Genomic DNA, 25291 nt, shown 5'->3' with positions numbered 1-25291 from the left:
GGCTAAAACAATCGGCCCGCTTGACACTTCATCATTGCGGTATATGCAATAATGCCATGGATCGCCTCGAAGCCATGCATGTTTTCGTCACCGTCGCCGACCTGCGCGGCTTCGCGCCGGCGGCACGAAAACTGCGGCTGTCCCCCTCCGCGGTGACGCGGCTGATCGCGGCGCTGGAGGAGCATCTTGGCGCGCGGCTGTTGCAGCGGACCACCCGTCAAGTGACCCTGACCGACGTCGGCACGCGCTATCTCGAGCGCGCGCGTCGCATCCTCGCCGATGTCGAGGAGGCCGACGGCTCGGCACGGGAGGAGCGCAACCGACCGAGCGGGCGGCTGGTGGTGTCGGCGCCGGTCGGCTTCGGCCGGCTGCATGTCGGGCCTGTCATGATCGCCTACCGCAAGCGCTATCCCGAGGTCGCCTGCGAATTGCGGCTGTCGGACAATCTGGTCAATCTCGTGGAAGATGCCGTCGACGTCGCGGTGCGGATCGGCCATCTCGCCGACTCCTCTCTCGTCGCGCGCCAGGTCGGCGAGATGCGGCGGATCGTGGTGGCGACACCTGGCTATCTCAAGCGCCATGGCGAGCCGAAGACGCCGGAGGCATTGCTCGGGCACCAGACCATCGCCTTCGGTCCATCCGCGAACTGGCGCTTCGTGCAGGACGGCCGCGACATCGAGGTGGCGCCGAATCCACGCTTCGCCAGCAACAGCGCCGACGCCGCCCTGCAATATGCCGAGGCGGGCGGCGGCGTGACCCGGGTGCTGGCCTATCAGGCTGCCGAGGGCCTGCGGCGCGGGCGGCTCAGAATCGTGTTGGCGAAATACGAGCAGCCGGCGTTGCCGATCCACATCGTCTACCCGACCTCGCGCCTGCTCTCCGCCAAGGTGCGCGCCTTCGTCGATCTCGTGGTGGAGACCGCGGAGTGGAAATTCGGGTGACGCCCTCACCCCTTCTTCGGCACGACGCGAAAGGTGCCGCTGGCGCGGGCGATCACGGCGCCGTCGGCCTTCGCGAGGCACTGCGCGAAACAGATCGTGCTGCCGGTCTTGATCGCCTCACCCTCGACCGCGAGCCATTGGCCGATCTCGCCGGCGCCGACATAGTCGACCGACAGCGAGATCGTGACCAACGAGGTCGTCCAGCCCGTCGCCTGCGCGCAGCTGTAGCCCATGGCGGCATCGGCCAGCGCCGCGATCAGGCCGCCATGGATCAGCCCGCGCGCGTTGGTGTGCGGTTTCGCCAGCCGCAATCCCACGGTGACGCCGTTGTCGGTCTTCCTGGAGTAAAGCGGCTCCCAGGGATCGGTGAGCGGGGCTTTGCGAAAGTGCGGCTCGAAGCCGGCGGGAATGTCGGTGCTGGTCATGTCCGTCTCGCGTTGGTGGCTCCCGCCATTGAACGCGGCAGACGGGACAGATGCACCACCTACAAAGTTTTAAACGGAATTTGCGCGGGTGTTTGAAAGGAGTGGCGCCGTCGCCCCGCTATCCCTGTCATCACCCGCGAAAGCGGGTGATCCAGTATTCCAGAGACGGTGACGTGATACGGAGAGGCCGCGGCGTACTGGATGCCCCGCTTTCGCGGGGCATGACGGCGCGCCCTAAAACGGCAGCCCCACGTAATTCTCCGACAGCGAGGTCATCGCGGCCTGCGACTGCGTGACATAGTCGAGCTCGGCGAGCTGGATGCGCGCGCCGATGGTGCCGGTGTCGGGGAATTTGTGCAGCATCGAGGTCATCCACCAGGAGAAGCGCACGGCCTTCCAGACCCGCGCCAGCGCCTTCGCCGAATAGGCATCAATGCCGGCGCTGGATTTTTCGTCGTAGAACTCGCGAAACGCACTCGACAGATAATGCGCGTCGCTCGCGGCCAGGTTCAGCCCCTTGGCGCCGGTCGGCGGCACGATATGGGCGGCGTCGCCGCACAGGAACATCCTGCCGAAGCGCATCGGCTCGGCGACGAAGCTGCGCAGCGGCGCAATGCTCTTCTCGATCGAGGGGCCCGTGACCAGGCTGTCGGCGGCGTCCTGGTCGAGCCGGCGCTTGAGCTCATCCCAGAAACGGTCGTCCGGCCATTGGTCGACGTGGTCGTCGAGCGCGCACTGCACATAGTAACGGCTGCGCCTGGTCGAACGCATGGTGCAGAGCGCAAAGCCACGGGCGTGGTTGGAATAGATCAGCTCGTGGCTGACCGGCGGCGTCTCGGAGAGGATGCCCAGCCAGCCGAACGGATAGATGCGCTCGAACTCCTCGATGGCCGAAGCCGGAACGCTGGCGCGGCTGACGCCGTGAAACCCGTCGCAACCGGCGATGAAATCGCAATCGATGGTGTGGGTGACGCCATCTTTCACGTAGGTTACGCGCGGGTGACCGCCGTCGAAATCCTGCGGCTGCACGTCCTTGGCCTCGTAGACCGAGGTGAGGCCGGCGGCCGTGCGCGCATTCATCAGATCGAGCGTGACCTCGGTCTGGCCGTAGATCATGACCGTCTTGCCGGTCGCAGCCTTCATGTCGATGCGGTGGCGGCGCCCGGAGAAGGTGAGTTCGATCCCTTCATGCACCAGCCCTTCGGCATGCGCCCGTGCGCCGGCGCCGATCTGGTCGAGCAGCGCAACTGTTCCCTCCTCCAGCAGTCCGGCACGGATGCGGCCGAGCACATAGTCCGGGCTCTGCCGCTCCAGAATGACATTGTCGATGCCATAATGATGCAGCAGTTGCCCAAGCAACAATCCTGCCGGCCCCGCCCCGATGATTGCGACTTTTGTCCGCAATACTTGCTCCTCCCGATCCTGTAGCCTTTCGGCGTGGCTCGCTTGTCGCGGCCGTCCGCGCACGATAATTATATCATATAACGGTTGGGCAAAAGGGAGTGCGCGGCGGCACGTCGCGCCAGTTCCGGCTTGAACGCGCCGGCCAACTAGATAACATGTTAATTAACGAGACCGGGCCATCGAAGCCCGCCGTCAAAAGAGGGAGAGACGCGTGATGAGGAAAGCCTGTCTGGCGTTGCTGCTGGCAGCAAGCGTGAGCCCTGCGTTCGCGCAGGACAAGACCTTCGATTTGAAGATCTCGCACTGGGTGCCGGCCTCGCATCCACTACAGAAATCGCTGGAGGACTGGGCTGCTGCGGTCGAGAAGGATTCCGGCGGCACCATCAAGGGCAAGGTGTTTCCGGCCCAGCAGATGGGCAAGGCGTTCGACCATTACGACATGGCGCGCGACGGCATCGCCGACGTCACCTATGTCAATCCCGGCTACCAGCCCGGCCGTTTCCCGATCATCGGCGCTGGCGAATTGCCATTCCTGATCTCGGATGCCAAGGGCGGCTCGATGGGGCTCGACGCCTGGTATCGCAAATACGCCGAGAAGGAGATGAAGGACGTCAAATACTGCCTCGCCTTCGTCCACTCGCCCTCCTCCTTCCACTCCCGCACCAAGAAGATCGTGATGCCGGAGGACGTGAAGGGCCTGAAGATCCGCCCCGCCCACGCCACCATGGCGAATTTCGTTACCTCGCTCGGCGGCACCAATGTGCAATCCTCCGCGCCCGAAGTGCGCGACATCATCGAGCGCGGCGTCGCCGATGGCGTCACCTTCCCCTGGGGCTCGCTGGTGCTGTTCGGCATCGACAAGGTGACCAAATACGACATGGAGGCGCCGCTCTACACCACGACCTTCGTGTTCGTCATGAACAAGGACAAGTACAATGCGATGTCCGACAAGCAGAAGGCCGCAATCGACAAGAATTGCACGGTCGAGATGGCGGGCGTGGTCGGCGAGCACTGGGGCAAGTTCGAGGATGCCGGCATCGACAAGGTCAAGGCGGAAACCGGTCACGAGGTCTACAAGCTGACGCCCGAGCAGACCGCCGCCTGGAAGAAGGCCGCCGAGCCGCTGGTGAAGACCTGGTCCGACGGCGCGAAGAAGACCGGCGCGGATCCGGACGCGGCGCTTAGCGAGCTGAAGGCATCGCTGAAGAAGTACAACGCGCTGGCGGAGTGAAGCTGCGACGCGATCGGCCTCTCCTCCCCTCTCTCCGTCTTTACGGGGAGAGGGGTGGGGTGAGGGGCCGCTTCCGCAAGAAGAGTGAGAGATGGACTCGTGGAGAGTCCCCTCACCCGACCGCATCTACGATGCGATGCGGCCTCTCTCCGCACGCGGGGAGAGGCGAGGAGCAGCAGCCGAGTCGAGAACGAGAATGACATCACCTAGGACACTCCCATGAAGCGCGCCTGGATGGATCGCGTGATCGATTCGATCGAGTGGATCGCAGCCGGCTTCGTCGGCATCGTCGCGCTCGACATCTTCCTGTCGGTGTTGCTGCGCAACACGCTGAACTATTCGATCCCCGATAGTTTCGACATCGGCCGCATGCTGCTCGGCATCCTCATCTTCTGGGGCATCGCCGCGACCTCCTATCGCGGCACCCACATCACCGTCGACCTCGTCTGGGGCAATGTCGGGCCGCGCTACCAGCGCTGGATCGACGTGTTCGCGACCCTGGTGCTGCTGTTCGTCGTGACGGTGCAGACCTGGACGCTGTTCGACAAGGTGCGCGGCACCTACAACGACAACGTCCAGACCTTCGACATGCACATGCCGACCTGGCCGTTCTTCGCGATCGCCTGGATCGGCGACGTCTCGGCCGTGCTGCTGATCGCGATCCGCACCTACCGGTTGATCTTCCATCCCGAAGAGATGCACGACCCCAAGCTGAAGGCGACGGAGTAATCATGAGCACCGATGCCGTCGCCGTAATCGGCTTCGTTTCCCTGTTCGCCCTGATGCTGCTGCGCGTGCCGGTCGGCATGGCCATGGGCCTCGTCGGCGTCTCCGGCTTTTCCTATCTCGTTGGCGCCACGCCGGCGCTGAAGCTGGTCGGCCAGACCTCGATGCGCACGGTGACCGACTACACCTTCGGCGTCATTCCGATGTTTTTGCTGATGGGCTCCTTCGTCAGCAATTCCGGCATGAGCCGCGAACTGTTCCGCGCCGCCAACGGCTTTGTCGGCCATTTGCGCGGCGGACTCGGCATCGCCACCGTCGGCGCCTGCGGCGGCTTTGCCGCGATCTGCGGCTCCTCGGTCGCGACCGCCGCGACCTTCTCCGCGGTCGCTTACCCCGAGATGCGCCGCTTCGGCTATCCGCAGTCGTTTGCCACCGGCGTGATCGCGGCCGGCGGCACGCTGGGTGCGATGCTGCCGCCCTCCACCGTGCTCGCCGTCTACGGCATCATCACCGAGCAGGACATCGGCAAGCTGTTCATCGCCGGCATCATCCCGGGCATCCTGGCGATGACCATGTACATGATCACGATCTTCCTGATCGGTTATTTCCGGCCCGACTTCCTGCCCAAGGGCAAGGAGCTGCCGTGGCGCGAGCGCTTCGCCGGCCTGAAGGACATCTGGGCGCCGGTGCTGCTGTTCGTGTTCGTGATCGGCGGCCTTTACGGCCTGCCCTATTTGCCGCGCTTCACGCCGACGGAAGCGGGCGGCGTCGGCGCCGCCGGCGCCTTCATCATCGGCGTGGCGACCGGCCGGCTCGACCGCGAGAAGATTCTGGCCTCACTGCTCCAGGCGACGCGCACGGCCGCCGCCGTGTTCACCGTGCTGATCGGCGCATTGATCTTCGGCTATTTCCTCACGGTGACGCAGACCCCGCAAAAGGTGACGGAATTCCTCACCGGCCTCGGTCTCGGCCCCTACGGCGTGCTGGCGCTGATCATGGTGATGTATCTCGTGCTCGGCTGCCTGATGGACGCCATGGCGATGATCATCCTCACCGTGCCGATCATCTTCCCCGTGATCATGCATCTCGGTTTCGACCCGATCTGGTTCGGCGTCATCATCGTCATGACGGTCGAGCTCGGCCTGATCCATCCGCCGGTGGGCATGAACGTCTTTGTCATCAAGAGCGTGGTGAAGGACGTTTCCTTCTCCACCATCTTCAAGGGCGTGATTCCGTTCGTGGCGACAGACCTGGTGCGCCTGGTGATCCTGATCGCCTTCCCGCTGCTGGCGACGTGGTTGCCGACGCGGATGATGGCGCATTGAGGAGGTGAAGCGATGACCACGCCGTCGCTGGAAACCAGATACGTCTTTACCGTCACCGCACGCATCGGCGACGTCGTCACCGCCGGCGAGACCGGTATCGGCATTCGCCGCATCATCCCGATCGTCGGCGGCGAGGTGACGGGTGCGATCACCGGCAAGGTGCTGCCGTTCGGCGCGGACTTCCAGACCATCCGCCCGAATGAGCTGATTGATCTCGAAGCGAAGTACGCGTTCCAAACCGATGACGGCGCCACCGTCTATGTCGAGAACAAGGGCATGCGCTTCGGCCCGGTCGAGCTGTTGCAAAAGCTCAAGCGCGGCGAGCCGGTGGATCCCAAACTGATCTATTTCCGCACCGTGCCGAAGTTCGAGACCGGGCATGAGAAATACCGCTGGCTGATGCAGCACATTTTTGTCGGTTCAGCAGCCCGGCATGCGGACCGCGTCGTGATCGACGTGCATCAGGTGATGTGAAGGCTTCAGTGCCCTTCGCCGTCGTCCCGGCGAAGGCTGGGACCCATACCGCGTGATCTGTCGATCGCGAATAGTCGGAGTACCGAACGACTTGGCCAAACTTCTCCCTGTGGTTATGGCTCCCGGCCTCCGCCGGGACGACACCGCATTTGGAGGGCGCCTTTTGCCCGCCTGACTGACCCAAGAGGCGCCTAGCCCCTTGTTGACTCCTCCTGAATTCGTTATACAACATAACTATTCTGACAAGGACGCAAATGACACAGGGAAACGCCGAGACCGCTGACGCGGGCGCCTCCGGGCTTTTGAAGATCGAGCGGGCGGACCGGGTTTTGACCGTCGGCCTCAATCGGCCGGCCAAGCGCAATGCGCTCAACGACGGCATCATCCTGGAGATCGGCGAGTGTTTTGCGGCCCTGCCCGAGGATATCGGCGCCGTCGTCATCCACGGCATCGGCGACCATTTTTCCAGCGGTCTCGACCTCTCCGAACTGACCGACCATGATGCCAGTGGCGGCCTTCTCCATTCCCAGATGTGGCACCGGGTGTTCGACCGCATCCAGTACAGCCGCGTGCCTGTGATCGCCGCGCTCAGGGGCGCCGTGATCGGAGGCGGGCTGGAGCTCGCCTGCGCGGCGCATATCCGTGTCGCCGAACCCTCGACCTATTTCGCGCTGCCGGAGGGGCAGCGCGGCATCTTCGTCGGTGGCGGCGGTTCGGTGCGCCTGCCGCGCCTGATCGGCGTCGCCAGGATGATGGACATGATGCTGACCGGCCGCGTCTATTCCGCGACCGAAGGCACCTCCTACGGCTTTGCGCAATATGTCACGGAAGCCGGCAACGGGCTCGGCAAGGCGATGGAGCTTGCGACCAAGGTCGCCTCCAACGCGCCGCTGACCAACTTCGCCGTGCTCCAGGCGCTGCCGATGATCGCGGAGGCCAATCCGCAGACCGGCCTGTTGATGGAATCGCTGATGGCGACGGTGGCGCAGAGCGACAAAGAGGCAAAACGCAGGATCCGCGAGTTCCTCGAACACAAGACCGCAAAGGTGAAGCCGAAATCATGAGCGCGCAGCCGTCCTCTTCCAGCATGGAGCGCGGCGCGAGCACTTCCCCGCTGCGGCCCATTTCGTTCGGCGATCCCGTCGTCAATATCGAGCGGCGCGACGACGGCACGATTTATCTGCGGCCCAAACAGCCGCTCGGCGATTATCCGGCCCGCATCACCGACCGCCTGCATCACTGGGCGAGCGCGACGCCCGATCGCGTCTTCATGGCCGAGCGCGAAGGTGGCCGCGGCTGGCGCAAGATCAGCTACGCCGAGCTGCTCGCCGCGAGCCGGCACATCGCCTCAGGGCTCATTGCGCGCGGGCTGTCGGCGGAGCGGCCGCTCGTCATCCTCTCCGGCAATTCGATCGACCACGCATTGCTCGCGTTCGGCGCGTTCTATGCCGGCATTCCGTTCTGCCCGGTGTCGCCGGCCTATTCGCTGGTATCGAAGGATTACGGCAAGCTCTCCTACCTGATGAAGCTGCTGACGCCCGGCCTTGTCTTCGCCGAGGACGCCGACAAGTTCGCCGACGCGCTCGCGGCCAACGTCTCGCTCGGCACCGAGATCGCCGCGTCCTACGGCCACGTGCCGGGCCGCGACGTCACCTTGCTCGCCGACCTCATTGCAACCCCGATCCGCGGCGATCTGGACGAGGTCCACGGCAAGATCGGCCCCGACACCATCGCGAAATTCCTGCTGACCTCGGGCTCGACCGGCAACCCCAAGGCGGTCATCAACACCCAGCGCATGATCTGCGCCAACCAGGTGATGCTGCGCGAGACACTCGCCTTCCTCAGGGACGAGCCGCCCGTCATCATCGACTGGCTGCCCTGGAATCACACTTTTGGCGGCAACCACAATATCGGGCTGACGCTCTACAATGGCGGCTCGATGTATCTCGATGCCGGCAAGCCGGTGCCTGGAGGCATCGAGGAAACCGTGCGCAATCTCCAGGAGATTTCGCCGACGGTCTATTTCAACGTCCCCAAGGGCTACGAGTCGCTGCTGCCTTATCTGCGCGACGACCAGGGCCTCCGCGCAAAATTCTTCGACCGGCTGCACGCGATGTTCTTCTCGGGCGCGGCGCTGTCGCCGTTCGTCTGGAACAGCCTCGACGAGCTGGCGGTGAAGGAAAAAGGCTACCGCGTACCGATGCTGACCGGCCTCGGTGCAACCGAGACCGCGCCGTTCTTCATGTCGGTCAACCCGCGCACCAGCCGCTCCGGCCATGTCGGGCTTCCCGTATCCGGCAATGACGCCAAGCTGGTGCCGAACAACGGCAAGATGGAAGTTCGTTGCAAGGGGCCGAACGTGATGCCCGGCTACTGGCGCCAGCCCGACATCACCGCAAATTCGTTCGACGAAGAAGGCTTCTACAAGCTCGGCGATGCCCTTAAGCCCGTCGATCCCGATGATCTCAATGCCGGCTTCGATTTCGACGGCCGCATCGGTGAGGATTTCAAGCTCGGCAGCGGCACTTGGGTCAGCGTCGGCCCATTGCGCGCGCGCTTCGTCGCGGCCTGCGCGCCGCTGGTGCGCGACGTCGTCATCGCCGGCATCAACCGAGACGAGATCTCCGCGCTCGTCGTGCTCGATCTCGACGGCTGCCGGCTGATCAACCCGACGCTGCCGACCGACGATCTCGTCGTCGCGACCCGCGACCGGCTGGTGCGCGAGGCATTTCGCGAACGGCTGACCCGCTTTCTCAGCGCGGCCACGGGATCCTCGACGCGGATCACGCGCGCGATCCTCATGGACACGCCGCTCTCGATCGACAAGGGCGAAGTCACCGACAAGGGCTCGATCAACCAGCGCGCGGTGCTCGAGCATCGCAGCCTGCTGATCGAGGAGCTCTACGCTGCCAATCCATCGGACCGTGTGATATCGGTCGGCTAAGAAAACATCGCACCAGGAGAACGCCATGTTGTTGAAGGATCAGGCAGTCATCGTCACCGGCGGCGCATCGGGACTGGGCGCGGCGACCGCGCGTAAGCTGGCGGCGCAGGGCGCCAGGGTCGCGGTGTGCGACCTCAATGCCAAGCTCGCGGAAACCGTGGCCGCGGAGATCAAGGGCGTCGCGGTGACCTGCGATGTTTCCGATGCGGCTTCCGCTGAGGCTGCGATCGCTCAGGCAACCAAGGCCCATGGACCCGCGCGCGTGCTGGTCAATTGCGCCGGCATCGGCGTTGCCAAGCGCGTCGTCGGCCGTGACGGCCCGATGGCGCTCGCGGATTTCGACAAGGTGATCAAGGTCAACCTGATCGGCACCTTCAACATGCTTCGCCTTGCCGCGAACGAGATGTCCAAGCTCGAGCCGCAGGCAACCGGCGAGCGCGGCGTCATCATCAACACGGCGTCCGTTGCCGCTTATGACGGCCAGATCGGGCAATCGGCCTATTCGGCCTCAAAAGGCGGCATCGTCGGCATGACGCTGCCGATCGCGCGCGAGCTGGCGCAGTTCGGCGTCCGCGTGCTGACGATCGCGCCCGGCCTGTTCCTCACACCGCTGCTCGCCAACCTGCCGCAGGAAGCCCAGGACTCACTCGCCGCCGCAATCCCGTTCCCGCGCCGGCTCGGCCACGCCGAGGAGTTCGCGGCACTGGCGCTGCACATGGTCGAGAATTCGTACCTGAACGGCGAAGTGGTGCGCCTCGACGGCTCGCTACGCATGGCGCCGAAATAGGGCGCAGCATATGTTCGTGAACCGGCGCGACGTCCAGATCCAGTGGGGTGACTGCGACCCCGCCAACATCGTCTATTACCCGCGCTATTTCGCGATGTTCGACGATTCGACGTCGACCCTGTTCGAAGTCGCCGGCTTCTCCAAGCAGGACCTGGTCCGCAAATACGGCTTGGTCGGCATTCCCATGGTCGACACGCGCGCCAAGTTCTACATCCCCTCGACTTACGGCGACTGGATCACCATCGAAACGAAGGTCGAGAGCATCAAGCGCTCGAGCTTCGAGGTGAAGCACAGCGTCTACAAGGGCGAGGCGCTGGCGATCGAGGGTTTTGAGACCCGTGTCCTGGTCGGCCGCGACCCCGTTAACCCCGACAAACTGAAATCGGCACCGTTTCCTGCGGAAATGGTAGCCAAATTCACCGGGAGCGAGGCCCGGAGCTAAATCGCCACATCACCAAAAGAGGGGGCTGAATTACCCCCCGATTTCTGCTTTCAAAGAAACACATAAAGGGAGGAATAGATGAAACGCTTTTACCTGACCGCCGCCGTCACCGCGGCCGCGCTTGCGCTGCCAGCCGCGCCCGCGCTGGCCCAGACCGCCGAGGTCACCATCGGCATCACCACCACCACCACCGGCCCGGGCGCAGCGCTGGGCATTCCCGAGCGCAATGCGCTGGAGTTCGTGCCGAAGGAGATCGGCGGCATGCCGCTGAAGGTGATCGTGCTCGACGACGGCGGCGATCCGACCACCGCGACCACCAACGCCCGCCGCTTCGTGACCGAATCCAAGGCCGACATCATCATGGGCTCGGCGCTGACGCCGCCGACCATCGCGGTGTCCAACGTCGCCAACGAAGCCGGCATTCCGCATTTCGGCCTGGCGCCGTTCCCGATTACGCCGGAGCGCATGAAGTGGTCGGTGGCGATGCCGCAGCCGATCCCGATCGTGGGCAAGGTGCTGTACGACCACATGAAGTCCAAGGGCGTGAAGACCGTCGGTTATATCGGCTATTCCGACTCCTATGGCGACCTCTGGTTCAACGATTTGAAGGCGCAGGCCGTGCCGATGGGCATAACCATCGCCGACGAGGAGCGCTTCGCTCGCCCCGACACGTCGGTGACCGGACAGGTGCTGAAGCTCGTGGCGGCGAATCCCGATGCCATTCTGGTCGGCGCTTCCGGGACCGCGGCCGCGCTGCCGCAGACCGAGCTGCGCGAGCGTGGCTATCAGGGCCTGATCTACCAGACCCATGGTGCCGCCAGTATGGACTTCATCCGCATCGCCGGCAAAGCTGCGGAAGGCGTGCTGATGGCCTCTGGTCCCGTCATGGATCCCGAGGACCAGCCGGACGAAGCCGCCACCAAGAAGCCGGGCCTCGCGCTCAACTCGGCCTATGAAGCCAAGTACGGCCCGAACAGCCGCAGCCAGTTCGCCGGTCACTCTTACGACGCCTTCGAGATTCTCAAGCGCATCATCCCGGCGGCACTCAAGACGGCGAAGCCAGGCACGCCGGAATTCCGCGAGGCGATTCGCCAGGCGCTGCTGTCGGAGAAGGAGCTTGCGGCGAGCCAAGGCGTCTACAATTTCACCGAAAAGGATCGCTACGGCCTCGACGAGCGCTCGCGCATCCTGCTCACGGTGAAGAACGGCAAGTACACGCTGGTGAAATAGACGCAACGGCAGGATTGAGACGACGAGAGCCGGCCCGATGGGCCGGCTCTTTTTGTTTGCAGCGAGCGTAATGCCGGATCGCGTTTGAACAACAGCACCGCTCTCTGAGTTCCCTCCTCCCTTGTGGGGGAGGGGACACACCTTTCTCGGGGCGCTAGATGAGTCTCATTCCAGGCCTCAAGCCGCCTGCCGCAGCGGGGTCCAGGCGAACTCCGGATAGTAACTGTCCATCATCCGGTCGACATAAGCGGTGAGGTTCGGAAATCCTTCGGCGCGACGGCGCAGTGCGGATTCGAAGAACGGCGTCAGGATCCCGGCGAGTGCACCGAAGGCGGTGGCATCGACGCCGCAGGGCTTGTTGCCCATCAGATAGGACTTGTCGCCGAGTTGCACCGAGAGCGCAAACAGCGAGCGCACGGCGAGATCGACGTCGTCATCGGGCGCGTGGCGGCCGAGTCCGGAGAGCAGGTAGTTCTCGGCGACACGGAATTGCGCATCCTCGCGCAACTTCTCGCGATTGTGCTCCGGCGCGCCGTCGAAGAAATGCGCAGGCCCCTTGGCGAAGTTGACCGGATCGACCCAGCGCGCCCCGACCAGCGCAAAATAAACGTGATGCTCGATCATGCGCTCGAATGCCCAGGCCTGCGCGCGCTCGACGAGCGACAGACCGGCGTCGAAATCGAAGCCGTAGCGGCGCTCGATATGGGCGCGGATGAAAGTGGAATCGGCGACCGCCTCGCCGCTATCGTCGATGAAGGGCAGCTGCCCCTTGGGTGATGCGGGTGGCATCGCCCGCTCCTTCCGGTAGGGCAATCCCGCCATCTTAAGCTGCACCTCCGTCTTGGTGACGAAGGGGCTGATTTCCGGCAGGCCGAAGCCGGCGCCAAAGCCGTAAAGCGTGATCATGAAGGCTCTCCTGAAACGACCGAAAGAGTTGAGGGAACTTAACCGCGGGCTGCTGCCACCATGGTGGCAGCAGCCGTGATATCTTCTGCGAAACGGGCCCCCCGCCAGGCGCGGGCCATGACATGACGGACCAGCGCGTCCGCGGCCTGGACCAGGAAGCGAGCCACCATGGTCGCGAGCGCAAGGCGGAGGTCGAGGACCATGAGATCAAGGGATACGAGGCGGCCGAACGCCCATGCGTACCAAGCTCGGGCTTGCAAAGTCGGGACTCGCAAAGGCTGGACCTGTAAAGGCGGGGTCCGCCACAGCGCAGCGGCCGGGCCGAAATGAGTTGGAATGATCATGGACAAATCCTCTTCAGTCGACGTGTTGTCCCGGTATAGAACTCCCCTGCTGCCAACATCCTGTCAGCAGCCGCGCGCCGCCTTCTGAAAAACCACTGACAAGAGATCCGTCATGAGACGCGCCGACCGGCTGTTTCAAATCATCCAGGTGCTGAGGCGCACGCGTAAGCCGCTGACGGCGGACGCCATCGCGGCCGAGCTCGAGACCTCGAAGCGCACGATCTATCGCGACATCGCCACGCTGATCGGCCAGCGCGTGCCGATCCGTGGTGAAGCCGGCATGGGCTATATCCTGGAAAAGGGTTTTGACCTGCCGCCTTTGATGCTGACACCCGACGAAATCGAGGCGGCGGTGCTGGGCGCGCAATGGGTCGCCGGCCATGCCGATCCCGCGCTGGCGCGTGCGGCTGAAGATCTGATGGCCAAGATCGCCGACACTGTCCCTGAGCGCCTGCGTCCGTTCGTGCTGGAGCCGGCAAGCCGGGCCCGACCGAGCTGGAACAGGGAGCCGGACCGCCTGGACATGGCTCGCACGCGCACCCAGATCCACGAAGGCAAGAAGATCATGCTGCGCTATCGCGACGAGCAGGGCCGCGCCAGCGAGCGCATGATCTGGCCGATTTCGATCGGCTATCTCGAAGCCGTGCGCCTGCTCGCGGCCTGGTGCGAGCTGCGCGGCGACTTCCGCAGCTTCCGCACCGACCGCGTGGTCGACGCGAGCTATCCCGACGAGAGATATCCTGAAAGGCGCGACGTGCTGCGCGCGAAATGGCGCCAGAGCCTGGTCTGGGGCCCGCCAAAGGACACGTGACGATGGATGAGAACGCCCCGATCGACCTGTCGAGCTGTTGCCAGAGTTGCGGCGCCTGCTGCGGCTATTCGGCGAACTGGCCGCGCTTCTCGATCGAGAGCGACGAGGAGCTTGCCGCGATTCCCGAAGCGCTCGTCAACGACCGTCAATCCGGCATGCGCTGCGAAGGCGATCGCTGTTCGGCGTTGCAGGGGAACATTGGAAAAGCGACCGCGTGCGGCATCTATGCAGTGCGGCCGGACGTGTGCCGCACCTGCATGCCGGGCGATGCCGAATGCGCGATGGCGCGACGGAAATTCGGGCTGCCGGTGATAGAGGCCGCCGGCGCATGATCCGGAAAAGTGTGCAGCGGTTTTCCGCCGAGATCATACGCCAATAGAGAGCTAGAGCGCGATCGATCGTGCTTTAGGCCGGGACGGCTTCGCCGATCTCGTCGTCGATCTCGTCGTCCAGCGGCGCGAGCACCGAGAGCGGCTTGGTCGACAGCGTGATCGGCTTGCGGCCACCCGACAGCGACGGCGAGGATTTCGCCGCGCCTTCGCGCGCAAGCGCGTAGAGCGTCGAACCGACACGGCCGCCGTTCTCGATCAGGTCGCGCTCGTTACAGCTGCCAGCGATCGCGACCGCCAGCGAGTGCAGATGGCTGCGCCGATAGCAGAACAGCGCCAGCCTGGCGCGCGCGTCAGGGGAAACACTTTCAACCAGCCTCGGCAGGCCACTCTCGCTGGCGCGGTACATCTCGCCAAGGAGTTCGTCGCGGACCGGGCAGGAATCGCCTTCAAAGGTATCGCGGCTTGAAAACATTGCAGTTCTCCCTCGTCTGGGAAGATGCAGTGCAATTCTCTAATGAAAGGTTAACCACGCTGCCCGGTAGTCACCCGGGGGTCCTTGCGCGTGGGCCGCGAATCAATGGGCTGGGCGGGGATCCAGCCGCGCTATCTGAGCCGATGAGTCAGGCGCGAACGCCTCCACGCGTCATGGCCGGGCTTGTCCCGGCCATCCACGGAAAGCCGAGAGGCGCGAAGAACGTGGATGCCCGGGACAAGCCCGGGCATGACGACCTCTTGTGGATGCCGATGGACGACCACCTACGCGCCGAGGCCGCCAGCGGTCAGTTCGCCGCCATGAAGATGGAGAGGCCGAAGCCAGTCAGATGGTGCAGGGCCTGGTCGACACCGATCAGGGTCCAGAACCAGGGATGCGCAAGATCGACACCGAAATTGGCTGAGACGAGGCCCTTGGCGCGGTCGATCGTGATGTGGATGACGAAGTCGATCAGCGCCACAAACCAGAATTTCGGCGCCACGATCAGGATCAGCGGCAGCGCAACCGCAAGGTGAACCAGGCAGTGCACCAGGAGCGGCAGGGCCCAGCCGTGCTTCTGGTCCTTGCCGTGCGCCATCCAGGCGGTCTGGAGGACGAAATCGGCGATGATGTGCTTGAACGTCAGCAGCAACATCCAACCAATGAGGGCTTCGACCGGAACCGCCGATGACAGGGGTGGAAACGACAAGGCGCCCTCGTTGACGTGACAAGAAGAATTGGAGCGTTCAGCGCAATCTCTTCCTGGACCGGTCAAATCGCCGGGACTTGCGATTTATGACACCTCCCGCGGCGGAATGCAGCCGGGGGGAACCGGAAAATCGCCAACTGTGGCTAACTGGTGATAGGATGACCAATCGCCGGGGCCGAGTTGAGTAAGGTTACCTTCGGCTCGGAATTTGCATTCCGCGGCCTGCGCGCTACCATCGTCAGTAGAGAATATCGTTCTTTTTTCAGACGTTTACGAATTACAGGGCGACCGCAGCGATCACATCCGCAAGCCGCCCGCCACCGGAAGCATAAGGCCAGAGTGCTGCCATGAGTACTGAGGGCCCGACGTCATCGCCGATCGAGCCACCGCCCCGGCGACCCAAGGTGATCAAGACCAATCAGCAGCAGGTCTTCCTCTACGTCGTGCTGACCCTGCTGTTGTCGCTTGCCACCGTCTGGGGCGGCCGCATGCTGGTGCACAATTCGGAGACGCTGACCTTTGCCGTCGGCGCCGCCAACAGCGACGAGGCGCTGTTCGCAGCCAAGCTCGCCGCCGTCCTGAAGAACAACGCCTCGCGCTTCCGGATCAAGATCGTCAACAACGCCGACAACGCCAAGGCGATCGCCCGGTTCGACCACAAGCAGGCCGACCTCGCGGTGCTGCGCACCGACGCCAAGGTGCCGCTGCGGGCACGCACGCTCGCGATCCTCGAGCACGATATCGTGCTGCTGCTCGGGCCCGGAAACAAGAAGATCAAGTCGCTCGCCAAGCTGAAGAAGAAGAAGGTCGCCGTCGTCGCCGACAACGACTCCGCGCTCGTCTTCGTCCGCGGTATCCTCGACGTTCCGGAGGGTGCGGACGCGGGGAGGATCCAGATGGCGCCACAGGGCGCTACGCTCGACAAGCTGCTCGCGCCGGCGAGCGGCTTTGGCGCAGTCGTCGCCATCGTCCACGCCTCGCGGGCGGTGCGGGACAAGGCGTATGAGCAGGTCGCCAGGCGCGGCGGCTTCACGCTGAACGCGATCGACGAGGCGAAAGCGCTGGCGCGCAAGATCCCCGGCATTTCCAGCGAGACGCTGACGGCGGGCACGCTGTCTGCATCGCCGGAAATTCCCGGCGACGATCTCGACACGATCGGGCTCGAATGGTTGCTGGTCGCCCAATCCAGGATGTCGCCGACGGCGGCCGGGGAGCTCGCGCGCACCGTCTACGAGAACAAGTCCGCGCTCGGGCTCGACAGCGGCTTTGCCACTAGGATCGAGCCCGCCTCCGTCGAGAAGGACGCCTTCGTGATGGCGCATCAAGGGGCGGCCGACTACATCAACGACGACACCAAGTCGTTCATGGATAAGTACAGCGACCTGATGTATCTCGGCGCTGCCGCGCTCAGCGTCATCGGCTCGATCTTCGCCGCGATCTACGCCAAGATCACCCGGATCGCGCCGGAGAAGGCCAGCGAGCTGGCCACCGCCATCCTCGACATCGGCGAGCGGATCGAACATGCGCATTCGCTCGACCAGCTCGAATGTCTCCAGGACGAGCTGGAAGGCATTTTACGCGGCGCCGTCATCGGCCTCAGAGACGGCACGATCAGTACCGACGGGCTCGACACCTTCAAGCTCGGCTACGAATTCGTCCGCGACGAGATCGGCATGCGCCGCGACTATCTCAAGCGCCATGCGGGCGCGGGCGAGAAGGCCGCTCAGGATGTGGCCCCTTCCCAGCACGACGAGAGCAATGTCGTGGTGGTGAAGACAGCTCAGAGTGCCTGACCCGGCGACGCCTTGCCGGCACGTCTTCGAGCGACCGGGGGCCCTAGGCCGGGAACCGTCCCTGTCCACAACCGTTTGTTCTCGGATCAACCGGAGACCGCGCCATGCGTGCACTCCTCATCATCTTCCTGCTGGGAATGTTGGCCGCGGTTGGCTATTTCGTTTATTCCGCGATGGCGGTCGAGGGCGAGCCGATCCCGACGGAAGGCTACGTGGCGCTGGCGTTGGGGGCCGGTTTTTCCATTCTTGTCGGCATCGGCTTGATGGTGCTGCTGTTCTTCAGCAGCCGTCGCGGCTACGACGAACCGCCGCATTTCAAGTAGCGGCGCGTGGTCCGGCGGACCGTCGTTGACGGCCTCGAGCCGGGCAGGCACTTTGGCAGCGAGGTTCCAGCCGGGGACCGCAAAGACGAAACTGAGCCGCCTGCCCGCATGTCCAAGCCGCTGATCTCCGCTCTGGCCCAGTTCGCGGCCGCCACGGCCGGCCGCAACATGACCAGGGCGGCCTATGTGGCCGTCGCCGTCGGCGTGCTTGCCATGGTGCTCCTGACGGTCAACCCGGCCTATGAGACGGCACATCGCTGGGTCGACGCCCTGCTTTGGACCTGTCTCGTGTACTTCGTATACGAATGGGTGGTCCGGCTGCGCCATATGACGCGACAGGGGCGCCTTGCACTCTACATGTCCTCCTCCGCCGGGCTGGTCGACGCGGTCGGTGCGTTGGCCGTGCCGGCCGCGCTGATTCTCGGGATCGAGCCCAGGACGGCGTGGCTGCTCAGCGTGCTCTGGGTGCTGAAGGTGGTGCCGGGCATTCCCGGCCTGCGGCAGCTCCGCCGCGTGCTGGTGCTGGAATCGGGGCCGCTGGTCAGCGTGCTCGTGATCTTCCTGATGGTGGTCTTCCTGGCCTCGGTTGCCGAATATTTCCTGGAACGGGACGTGCAGCCGCAGACGTTCGGCAGCGTGCCGGCCGCGCTGTGGTGGGCCGTCGCAACCCTGACGACGACGGGCTATGGCGACGTGGTGCCGGTGACGCCGCTGGGCCGCATGGTGGCGGCGCTGGTGATGATCTCCGGCCTCGGTGTGTTCGGCCTCTGGACCGGTATTTTGGCGACCGGCTTTGCCGCGGAGACCCGGCGCGACAATTTCCTCAAGACTTGGGAATCCGTCAGCAAGGTGCCGTTCTTTGCAGCGCTTGGACCGGCCGCCATCGCCGACGTCACCCACATGCTGCGCACCATGGAGCTGCCGGCGCGCACCATGATCATCCGCAAGGGTGCGCAGGGCGACTGCATGTATTTCATCGCCGCCGGCGAGGTCGAGGTCGACCTGCCCGGCAAGAAGGTGCGGCTCGGCGATGGCGCCTTCTTCGGCGAGATGGCCTTGCTCGGCAACAATTTGCGCGGCGCCAACGTCTCGACCACCAAGGTGTCGCGGCTTCTTGTGCTCGACCTCGTCGACTTCCGCGTGCTGATGGCGCGGCATCCCGATCTCGCCGAGACCATCGATGCCGAGGCGAAGCGGCGCGCGCTCGAAAACAAATAAATGGCGACAAGCAAATAAATGGAGACAAGAATGTCGGACACAGCCGACGCAGCCACTGGCCCGGTGCTCGAACTCGTTGGCGCACGCGCCACCATCCGCCTCAACCGGCCCAAACATCTCAACCGGCTCCAGGCCGAGGATCTCGGCGAACTGGTCAAACTGTTCGACCGGGTCGAGGCCGATCCTGCTATCCGCGTGCTGGTGCTGACCGGCACGGGGCGCGCCTTCTCCGCGGGCTATGACCTCAATTCCGTTGCCGAGCGCGCGGTCAGTGCGAACGAGCAGCAGAGCGCGGGATCGGCGTTCGAGGTGGTCGTCAACCGGCTGGAGGATCTCGGCGTCCCCACGATCTGCCGGCTCAACGGCGGCGTCTATGGCGGCGCGACCGACCTCGCGCTTGCCTGCGACTTCCGCATCGGCGTCGATACCGCCGAGATGTTCATGCCCGCGGCACGGCTCGGGCTGCATTACTACAGCAGCGGCATCAAGCGTTACGTGACGCGGCTCGGCGTCGACAATGCAAAAAAACTGTTCCTGACCGCGCAAAAGATCAGCGCGCCGGAGATGCTGCGGATAGGCTATCTCACCGACATGGTGGCGTTGGAGTTTCTGGACGAAGAGGTCGACAGGCTCGCTGCGGTCCTCGCCGGCAACGCGCCGCAAGCGATGCGCGGCATGAAGCGCGCGATCAACGAATTCGCCCGCGGCGAACTCGATCAGCAGGCCGCCGACCAGCGTCACCGCGACAGCATGCGCGGCGACGAGATCAAGGAAGGCATCAAGGCGTTCGCGGAGAAGCGACCGCCGAAATTCTGATCAGGCCCGCTTCGACCGCATCGCGCGCACCTGCGTGAGCCTGGGATCGCGGGCAAGCGCCTTGTAGCGTTTGCTCTCGATGGGATAGATCGCGATCCGGCCCTTGCTATCGGCATGAACGCCCCAGCCGAAGCGCTTACCCAGGCTCGACGCCCTCATGCACGCCTGCCCTCGGGAGAAGAACGCTTCGCGGGCCGCCTGCTTCTCCGTTTTCGTCGCCTTCACGGCGAGTTCGCGTCCCGGCGCAGACGTCGCGAAGATCACGTCGTCGGACGTGTATTTGTAAGGCGCCTTGGCGATCATCCCGTATTGCAGACACGCCACCGTCGGCTTTCCCGCGCGCAGCGGCGGCTCTTCGCCGGTACGCGCAGGACAATCTTCAGCAACCTGGATGAAGGTGTTGAAGCAGTTGGTCGTGTGCACCGGCTTCGTCATCTGCAACCCCGGTTCATTCAACCGCCAGCCGCCGCAGCATGCTGCGCCGCCATCTCAGCGTCCGCCGCGTTGATGCGCTGGAACGCGGGCCGCAAGGTCATGCGTTCGGCATAGCGGACGAACACGTCCTTTTTCGGCACAATGCCGAACATCATGGTCCAGCTGAACGCGACGCCCCACAGCACGTCGGCGGCCGTCATGCGCTCGCCGAGCAGATACGGTCCCTTCGACAGCTGCGCCTCGAGCGCGCCGAGCATGATGTCATAGTCGGCATACGGCGATTGCGTGATCGGTGCCGGCTCGCGCTGCATGAACTTGTCGATTAGGGCCGGCTCGAACGAGGCGCCGTAATAGGCGATCCAGCGCAGATACGGGCCGCGCAGCGGATCGTTCAGCGCGGGTGTCAGCCCCGCCTGCGGAAACAAATCGGCGAGATATATGGTTATCGCGACCTGCTCGGTCACCAGCGCGTTGCGGTGATGGATCGCCGGCACCTTGCCGAGCGGGTTGACGACGAGATAGGCCGGCTGGCGCTGCTCGCCGGCCTTCATGTTGAGGACATGAAGATCATAGGGCGCCCCCAGCTCCTCCAGCAGCACCCGCGTGCCGGTGGCCCGGGTTTGCGGCGAATAATACAGCGTGATGCGGTTCGGATCAGTCATGGCGGTCTCCATCTGCCGGCTGGCGATGGCGTTGTAGCGGACCATACCTGACATCCTGTGTCAGGTATGGTTTAAGGAATCATGCGCGCGAGCCGGATGCTGTCGATCCTCACCACCCTCCAGGCCAAGGGGCAGGTCACCGCGCCCGAGCTCGCGCAGGCCTGCGAAGTCTCGGTGCGCACGATCTACCGCGACATCGACGCGCTCGCGGCGTCCGGCGTCCCCGTCTATGCCGACCGCGGGGCGGAGGGCGGCTATCGCCTGCTCGACGGCTATCGCGTGCGGCTGAACGGTCTGTCGCAGAGCGAGGCGGAAGCGCTGTTTCTGGGGGGATTGCCGGGCCCAGCGGCGGCGTTCGGGCTGGATGCGGCGATGATCGCCGCACAGAACAAGCTGATGGCCGCGCTGCCCGCCAATTTGCGCGAAGACGCCGGACGGATGCAGGAGCGCTTTCACCTCGACGCGCCGGGCTGGTTCGGCGAGGCGGAAGAACCGAAGCATCTGCGCACGATCGCCGCCGCGACCCTGCGCGGGACACTGATCAAGATCCGCTACCAGAGCTGGCGCGCCGAGAAGCAGCGTCGCGTCGCGCCGCTCGGTCTCGTGCTGAAAGGGGGCAGCTGGTATCTCGCAGGTCTGGTCGACGGCAGCGTGCGGACCTATCGCGTCGCGCGCGTGCTCGACTGCACCGCGCTCGACGATCGGTGTGAGCGGCCCGCCGGTTTCGATCTCGCCGGCTATTGGCGGGATGCAACGCTGCGTCTTGAGGCCGAGATGCATCCCAATGTCGCGATCGTTCGGCTGTCGCCCTTCGGCGTGAAACTGCTCGATGCACTGAGCCAGCCTTACGTCAGGGCGCGTACGCAGCTCGAAGAGACCGCGGATGCGGACGGCTGGCGCATTGCCAGAGTGCCGACCGGAAAGACGTCATGGCATGCCGCCGCCGAATTGTTGCGGCTCGGGCCCGAGGCCGAAGTGCTGGAGCCGGCCGACCTGCGCGAGAAGATGGCCGAGCTGACAGAGGCGATGGCTGTGCGCTATCGCGCGGCGCGGAAAACAGGACGGCGGCGCGACGCGCCGCGACCGACGAAACACTCCTGAAACACGATTCTCCCCGCGCCGCATGAACGCATTCGCGTTTCGGCTCGACCGAGATGCAGGGACACAACAACGGCCCTTACGCCAAACTGGAGAATGAAAATGTTTCGTAAGCTTGCACTTGGTCTGATCGCCGCCGGCTCGCTCGGCGTTGCCGCTCTCGCCCCCACCGCCGCGTCGGCCCACGGCTTCCACCATCACTGGGGTCACGGCTGGGGCTTTGGCGGGGTCTACGTCAACAGCGGCGTCAACAATTGCTATCAGGAGCGCGTCGTCCAGACCCGCCACGGCCTGCGCGTCCGCGTCGTGAACGTCTGCGCGTACGGGATCTACTGATATCCCGCATTCACGACAAAGCCCCGATCGCACCGCGATCGGGGCTTTGCGCGTCGATCTTTCTTCCGCTAGCCGGCCTGTCTATGTCGCCGAAACCAGGCCCAGGTCTCGCGCGTCGTCCGGATGTAGCCGCGGCCACGATGGACGATTTCGCCGTCGACGATCCCGTTCAGCTTCGGCAGTGCGTGGAACGGGATCGAGGGATAGGCGTGATGCTCGACATGGTAGGGCATGTTCCACGCGATCCATTTGACGATCGCGCCGGTGTAGGTGGTGCGGGTGTTCTGGAATGCGCTGCGGGTACGCTCGCAGCCGGTGTGCTCGGCGTAGAGATAGGGACGCAGGAAGAACTGCCCAATGATCAACGGCACGATCCAAACCCAGAGCAGCAGCGCCGACGAGAACCACAACGACAGCACGAGCAGCAGCGCATAGAGCGCGACATAGGCGCGCGCCTCGGTGACGATGATGGCGCGCCTGTTCTCGGGGATCCATGGCACGACGACCTTGCCGGTGACGGCATGGCCGAGCATCAGCCACAGGCGGCCGGCGACCTGAAGCACGCCGCTATAGGCGAGCGCGAGCTGCGTGTCGGATTTCGGCTTCACGCCGACGACGAGCTCCGGGTCCCTCTCGGGGTCTTGGGTGTAGCGGTGATGGTCCCAGTGAAACAGGCAATAATATTCGTAGGGCAAGCCGATGATGAAGCCCGAGAGATAGCCGACCACGAGGTTGAGACCGCGACTTTTGAACGCGGTCTTGTGCGCGGTCTCGTGCACGGCCATGAACAGGAAGGCGACGAGATAGCCCTGCACCGCCATCAGCGGCAACGCCCAAAGGATACCCCAGGTCGTCGAGACCCGCCAGATCAGCGCGCCGACCAGTACGACCATGCCGTAATGGCCGAGGCTCTGCACGGCGCCCCTGAGGTTGGACCGCACCGACAGTTCACGCAGCATCGCCGGCGCCAACGGCTTCAGCCGATGGCCGGAGTCTGAAACGGTTGCGTCGCTCATGATCGGATGCCTGCCCTACTTGCCGAGAAGCTCCGCGATCTCGGCCTTGATAAAGGCCCGATCGCGCGGATTGTTGATCGGGTTGCCGGCGCGATGGCCGTGCAGCGACGGGATCGGATGCAGCACCGCAGAGCGCGCATTGACCAGCCGGCCGAGTTCGTCCTCGTTGTCGAGGACGTCGAAATAGCGGTCGGTCGCACCGGGCATCAGCAGCATGTGGGCCGTGATCGCACCGAGCGCGCGATCGAAATCGCCGTTGAATGTGGCGCAGCGACTGATATCGCCGTTCTGCCAGATCTCGATCTGCGCCAGGAGATCGTTGGCATCGCGCCGGGCAAACGCCGCGTCCCATGCACGGACGAGATAGTCGTCCAACGAGGTGAAGCCTGCTTCGCGCCAGATCTCGTCGCGATAGAAACCGTGCGACATCGCCCAACCCGCGTAGACTCGCCCCATGGCGCGATAGCCTGCGACGGGCTTCTCGGCGAAGCGGCCGTCACGGAAGGCGGGATCGGCGGTCAGCGCGGCCTTCACACTTTCCAGGAAGACGTAATTATAGGGCGCGCAACGGGCACTGCCGCAGACGACGGCCGCCCGTTCGACCATATCGGGATGCAGCGCCGCCCAGTGATAGGCCTGCATGCCGCCCATCGACCAGCCATAGACCAAGGCTAGCTTCGAGATGCCGAACCGCTCGGTGAGCAGCCGATGCTGGACAGCGATGGCATCGTGATAGCTCACGATCGGGAACGGCGCGGCGGTATTCGACGGCGAGGACGACAGGCCGTTGCCGAACAGGTTCGGAATCACGATGAAGTAGCGCGTGGGGTCGAGCACGCCGTCGGGGCCGATCAGCCACTCGGTGTCGGTGTGCTGCGCGCTGAACGAGGTCGGATAGAGAATGACATTGTCCTTGTCCGGACCGAGCGTGCCGTAGGTCTTGTAGGCGAGCTTGAGCGAAGGGACGACGTCCCCGGACTGGAGCCTGACGTCGCCGGCCTCGAAGATCTCGTAGTCGCGCCCTGCCGTCATGGACCGAACTCCCGCTCACGCGGCAAGCGCGCCGCGGACACAGCGATGCATCGATCATGCCGGTCCCGCAGACGCATCGGCGCGTCACGCTTAATACTGTACTTATAGTCCATTTATTGTGAATCAGCAAGATAAATCCGGTCGCGAGCCGGCTCAGGCGATGGCGGCCAGATAGCGCGCGACAGAGGCCGCGAAGGCGGCCTTGGCGCCTGCGGCGATGTTGCGGTCCCACCAGGCGCCGTAGATGCGATCGAAGGCCAGCGGCTCGACGGCAGCCGCAATCCGTCGCACTGCGGCGGCATTGAGTGGCATGTAGTTCGGATATGAGTACATGAAGCTGACGAAGCGGCGATCCATCGTGACCTGCGCGATATCGCCGGTGAGCAGCGCGCCCCTGCCGTCCGCACCCCTCGCATGGTGCAGCATGGTGGCGCCGGCGAAGTGACCACCGGTGCGCAGGAGCAGCACATCGTCGGAGATGCGATGGTTTTCGCCGGTCCAGTGCACGATCGACGCATGCGGACGCGTCACCCATTGGCGATCATCGGCGTGCAAATAGACCGGCACCCCGCCGAACGCCTCGCTCCAGTCGGCGAGCGCGCCATAGTAATGCGGATGCGAGATCGCGATCGCCTTCAACCCGCCGAGCGACCGCATATGCGCGATCGCCTCCGGCGTCGCCAGCGGTACGCAGTCCCACATCAGCCAGCCGTCCGCGAGCGGCACCAGCAGCGCCCGCTGGCCGATCGCAAAACTTGGCTCGAGCGCGATGCCGGTCAAGCCGAGATCGTCGCGCCAGGCCAGGCAGTGACGTTCCGAGAGCGCCTCGCGCGTGAGGAAAGTCTGGCCCTTCCAACCGACGTATTGCCGCTCGTCCTCGCAAATCTGACAGGCCGCGGGCGGATTTTCGCCATCCGGGAATTGCGCGCCGCAGGTTTCGCAGGTCCAGAGAGGCATGCCGTACTCCCAACAGAGACAATCCAACGTCAATAAGGAATTGCTGGCCGTGACTGCAAGGCCCGCCCCTGCGCACGCCTGGAACCAACCCGATCAGCACTC

General features: G+C 64.4%; 29 protein-coding genes. 18 read left to right on the top strand and 11 right to left on the bottom strand.

Annotation, left to right across the window (positions count from 1 at the left end; genetic code table 11):
* Window positions 1-56 precede the first annotated feature (56 nt).
* Window positions 57-941 (top strand): LysR family transcriptional regulator, encoded by an 885-nt coding sequence (locus AC0L23_RS22705; protein WP_085361640.1) that lies wholly within the window; start codon window positions 57-59, stop codon window positions 939-941.
* A gap of 5 nt (window positions 942-946) precedes the next feature.
* Here the strand turns inward: AC0L23_RS22705 and AC0L23_RS22700 are convergent, their stop codons facing one another.
* Together AC0L23_RS22700 and pobA are read right to left on the bottom strand one after the other, a co-directional pair.
* Window positions 947-1366 carry a PaaI family thioesterase gene (locus AC0L23_RS22700; RefSeq protein WP_018458472.1) on the bottom strand — a complete coding sequence of 140 codons (420 nt, stop codon included), beginning with the start codon at window positions 1364-1366 and terminating at the stop codon, window positions 947-949.
* Window positions 1367-1600: 234 nt separating this feature from the next.
* A complete protein-coding gene (gene pobA / locus AC0L23_RS22695) occupies window positions 1601-2770 on the bottom strand; it encodes a 4-hydroxybenzoate 3-monooxygenase (protein WP_026233588.1) in 1170 nt (389 codons plus the stop codon).
* Window positions 2771-2984: 214 nt separating this feature from the next.
* Between pobA and AC0L23_RS22690 the strand changes: the two genes are divergently transcribed.
* The 9 genes from AC0L23_RS22690 (at window position 2985) to AC0L23_RS22650 (ending at window position 11929) form a co-directional block, all read left to right on the top strand.
* On the top strand, window positions 2985-4001 hold the full coding sequence (locus tag AC0L23_RS22690; RefSeq protein ID WP_085361641.1) for a TRAP transporter substrate-binding protein: 1017 nt from the start codon (window positions 2985-2987) through the stop codon (window positions 3999-4001).
* A gap of 219 nt (window positions 4002-4220) precedes the next feature.
* Window positions 4221-4730 (top strand): TRAP transporter small permease, encoded by a 510-nt coding sequence (locus AC0L23_RS22685; RefSeq protein ID WP_085361642.1) that lies wholly within the window; start codon window positions 4221-4223, stop codon window positions 4728-4730.
* A gap of 2 nt (window positions 4731-4732) precedes the next feature.
* Window positions 4733-6052: a TRAP transporter large permease gene (locus AC0L23_RS22680; protein WP_018458468.1), complete on the top strand. Its 1320-nt coding sequence runs from the start codon at window positions 4733-4735 to the stop codon at window positions 6050-6052.
* Between the two features lie 12 nt (window positions 6053-6064).
* The gene (locus tag AC0L23_RS22675; protein ID WP_085361643.1) at window positions 6065-6526 is read left to right on the top strand and encodes a DUF3237 domain-containing protein; all 462 of its coding nucleotides are present in this window, start codon (window positions 6065-6067) and stop codon (window positions 6524-6526) included.
* 254 nt (window positions 6527-6780) lie between these two features.
* Complete coding sequence (locus AC0L23_RS22670) at window positions 6781-7590, top strand: crotonase/enoyl-CoA hydratase family protein (RefSeq protein ID WP_085361644.1); 810 nt, start codon at window positions 6781-6783, stop codon at window positions 7588-7590.
* The gene (locus AC0L23_RS22665; protein ID WP_085361645.1) at window positions 7587-9470 is read left to right on the top strand and encodes a feruloyl-CoA synthase; all 1884 of its coding nucleotides are present in this window, start codon (window positions 7587-7589) and stop codon (window positions 9468-9470) included. The genes AC0L23_RS22670 and AC0L23_RS22665 overlap by 4 nt, the downstream gene beginning before the upstream one ends.
* A gap of 25 nt (window positions 9471-9495) precedes the next feature.
* Complete coding sequence (locus AC0L23_RS22660; RefSeq protein WP_085351697.1) at window positions 9496-10257, top strand: SDR family NAD(P)-dependent oxidoreductase; 762 nt, start codon at window positions 9496-9498, stop codon at window positions 10255-10257.
* A gap of 10 nt (window positions 10258-10267) precedes the next feature.
* Entirely contained in the window at window positions 10268-10699 is a 432-nt protein-coding gene (locus tag AC0L23_RS22655; RefSeq protein WP_085351696.1) for an acyl-CoA thioesterase, read from the top strand.
* 78 nt (window positions 10700-10777) lie between these two features.
* Window positions 10778-11929 carry an ABC transporter substrate-binding protein gene (locus AC0L23_RS22650; protein ID WP_085361646.1) on the top strand — a complete coding sequence of 384 codons (1152 nt, stop codon included), beginning with the start codon at window positions 10778-10780 and terminating at the stop codon, window positions 11927-11929.
* Between the two features lie 177 nt (window positions 11930-12106).
* On the opposite strand, the gene AC0L23_RS22645 is transcribed toward AC0L23_RS22650, so the two are convergent.
* Window positions 12107-12835 carry a glutathione S-transferase family protein gene (locus tag AC0L23_RS22645; RefSeq protein ID WP_085351694.1) on the bottom strand — a complete coding sequence of 243 codons (729 nt, stop codon included), beginning with the start codon at window positions 12833-12835 and terminating at the stop codon, window positions 12107-12109.
* A 38-nt stretch (window positions 12836-12873) separates the two neighbouring features.
* Window positions 12874-13179 (bottom strand): hypothetical protein, encoded by a 306-nt coding sequence (locus tag AC0L23_RS22640; RefSeq protein WP_085351693.1) that lies wholly within the window; start codon window positions 13177-13179, stop codon window positions 12874-12876.
* A 112-nt stretch (window positions 13180-13291) separates the two neighbouring features.
* Between AC0L23_RS22640 and AC0L23_RS22635 the strand changes: the two genes are divergently transcribed.
* Window positions 13292-13990, top strand: coding sequence for a helix-turn-helix transcriptional regulator (locus AC0L23_RS22635; RefSeq protein ID WP_007599649.1), 699 nt, complete (start codon window positions 13292-13294; stop codon window positions 13988-13990).
* A gap of 2 nt (window positions 13991-13992) precedes the next feature.
* Window positions 13993-14322, top strand: coding sequence for a YkgJ family cysteine cluster protein (locus AC0L23_RS22630; RefSeq protein ID WP_018458459.1), 330 nt, complete (start codon window positions 13993-13995; stop codon window positions 14320-14322).
* A gap of 73 nt (window positions 14323-14395) precedes the next feature.
* Here the strand turns inward: AC0L23_RS22630 and AC0L23_RS22625 are convergent, their stop codons facing one another.
* Both AC0L23_RS22625 and AC0L23_RS22620 read right to left on the bottom strand, forming a co-directional pair.
* Complete coding sequence (locus tag AC0L23_RS22625) at window positions 14396-14794, bottom strand: hypothetical protein (RefSeq protein WP_018458458.1); 399 nt, start codon at window positions 14792-14794, stop codon at window positions 14396-14398.
* Window positions 14795-15101: 307 nt separating this feature from the next.
* Window positions 15102-15449, bottom strand: coding sequence for a DUF3307 domain-containing protein (locus AC0L23_RS22620; protein WP_018458457.1), 348 nt, complete (start codon window positions 15447-15449; stop codon window positions 15102-15104).
* Window positions 15450-15850: 401 nt separating this feature from the next.
* Between AC0L23_RS22620 and AC0L23_RS22615 the strand changes: the two genes are divergently transcribed.
* The 4 genes from AC0L23_RS22615 to AC0L23_RS22600 all read left to right on the top strand — a co-directional run bounded on the left by AC0L23_RS22615 (window position 15851) and on the right by AC0L23_RS22600 (window position 19653).
* Window positions 15851-17296: a TAXI family TRAP transporter solute-binding subunit gene (locus AC0L23_RS22615; protein WP_085361647.1), complete on the top strand. Its 1446-nt coding sequence runs from the start codon at window positions 15851-15853 to the stop codon at window positions 17294-17296.
* A gap of 104 nt (window positions 17297-17400) precedes the next feature.
* On the top strand, window positions 17401-17619 hold the full coding sequence (locus AC0L23_RS22610) for a hypothetical protein (RefSeq protein ID WP_085351690.1): 219 nt from the start codon (window positions 17401-17403) through the stop codon (window positions 17617-17619).
* A 108-nt stretch (window positions 17620-17727) separates the two neighbouring features.
* Window positions 17728-18837 (top strand): cyclic nucleotide-gated ion channel, encoded by a 1110-nt coding sequence (locus AC0L23_RS22605; protein WP_085351831.1) that lies wholly within the window; start codon window positions 17728-17730, stop codon window positions 18835-18837.
* A gap of 30 nt (window positions 18838-18867) precedes the next feature.
* Window positions 18868-19653, top strand: coding sequence for an enoyl-CoA hydratase/isomerase family protein (locus AC0L23_RS22600; RefSeq protein WP_085351689.1), 786 nt, complete (start codon window positions 18868-18870; stop codon window positions 19651-19653).
* On the opposite strand, the gene AC0L23_RS22595 is transcribed toward AC0L23_RS22600, so the two are convergent.
* Together AC0L23_RS22595 and AC0L23_RS22590 are read right to left on the bottom strand one after the other, a co-directional pair.
* Complete coding sequence (locus AC0L23_RS22595) at window positions 19654-20088, bottom strand: DUF6157 family protein (protein ID WP_085351688.1); 435 nt, start codon at window positions 20086-20088, stop codon at window positions 19654-19656.
* A gap of 17 nt (window positions 20089-20105) precedes the next feature.
* Window positions 20106-20750: a glutathione S-transferase family protein gene (locus AC0L23_RS22590; protein ID WP_085351830.1), complete on the bottom strand. Its 645-nt coding sequence runs from the start codon at window positions 20748-20750 to the stop codon at window positions 20106-20108.
* 81 nt (window positions 20751-20831) lie between these two features.
* Here AC0L23_RS22590 and AC0L23_RS22585 point away from each other — a divergent pair, with 81 nt between their 5' ends.
* Both AC0L23_RS22585 and AC0L23_RS22580 read left to right on the top strand, forming a co-directional pair.
* Window positions 20832-21851, top strand: a complete 1020-nt coding sequence (locus tag AC0L23_RS22585) for a helix-turn-helix transcriptional regulator (RefSeq protein ID WP_085361649.1) — start codon at window positions 20832-20834, stop codon at window positions 21849-21851.
* 99 nt (window positions 21852-21950) lie between these two features.
* The gene (locus AC0L23_RS22580; RefSeq protein ID WP_018459448.1) at window positions 21951-22184 is read left to right on the top strand and encodes a hypothetical protein; all 234 of its coding nucleotides are present in this window, start codon (window positions 21951-21953) and stop codon (window positions 22182-22184) included.
* 68 nt (window positions 22185-22252) lie between these two features.
* Here the strand turns inward: AC0L23_RS22580 and AC0L23_RS22575 are convergent, their stop codons facing one another.
* The 3 genes from AC0L23_RS22575 to AC0L23_RS22565 form a co-directional block, all read right to left on the bottom strand.
* Entirely contained in the window at window positions 22253-23200 is a 948-nt protein-coding gene (locus AC0L23_RS22575; RefSeq protein ID WP_018459447.1) for a fatty acid desaturase, read from the bottom strand.
* A 15-nt stretch (window positions 23201-23215) separates the two neighbouring features.
* Window positions 23216-24232 (bottom strand): alpha/beta fold hydrolase, encoded by a 1017-nt coding sequence (locus AC0L23_RS22570; protein ID WP_085385073.1) that lies wholly within the window; start codon window positions 24230-24232, stop codon window positions 23216-23218.
* A 153-nt stretch (window positions 24233-24385) separates the two neighbouring features.
* Window positions 24386-25189 carry an MBL fold metallo-hydrolase gene (locus AC0L23_RS22565; protein WP_018459445.1) on the bottom strand — a complete coding sequence of 268 codons (804 nt, stop codon included), beginning with the start codon at window positions 25187-25189 and terminating at the stop codon, window positions 24386-24388.
* Window positions 25190-25291: the final 102 nt, after the last annotated feature.

The sequence above is a fragment of the Bradyrhizobium sp. MI1.4 genome, assembly GCF_055811315.1.
Note: the sequence above shows the minus strand (reverse complement) of the source record. Positions and strands in the feature narration are given on the sequence as shown.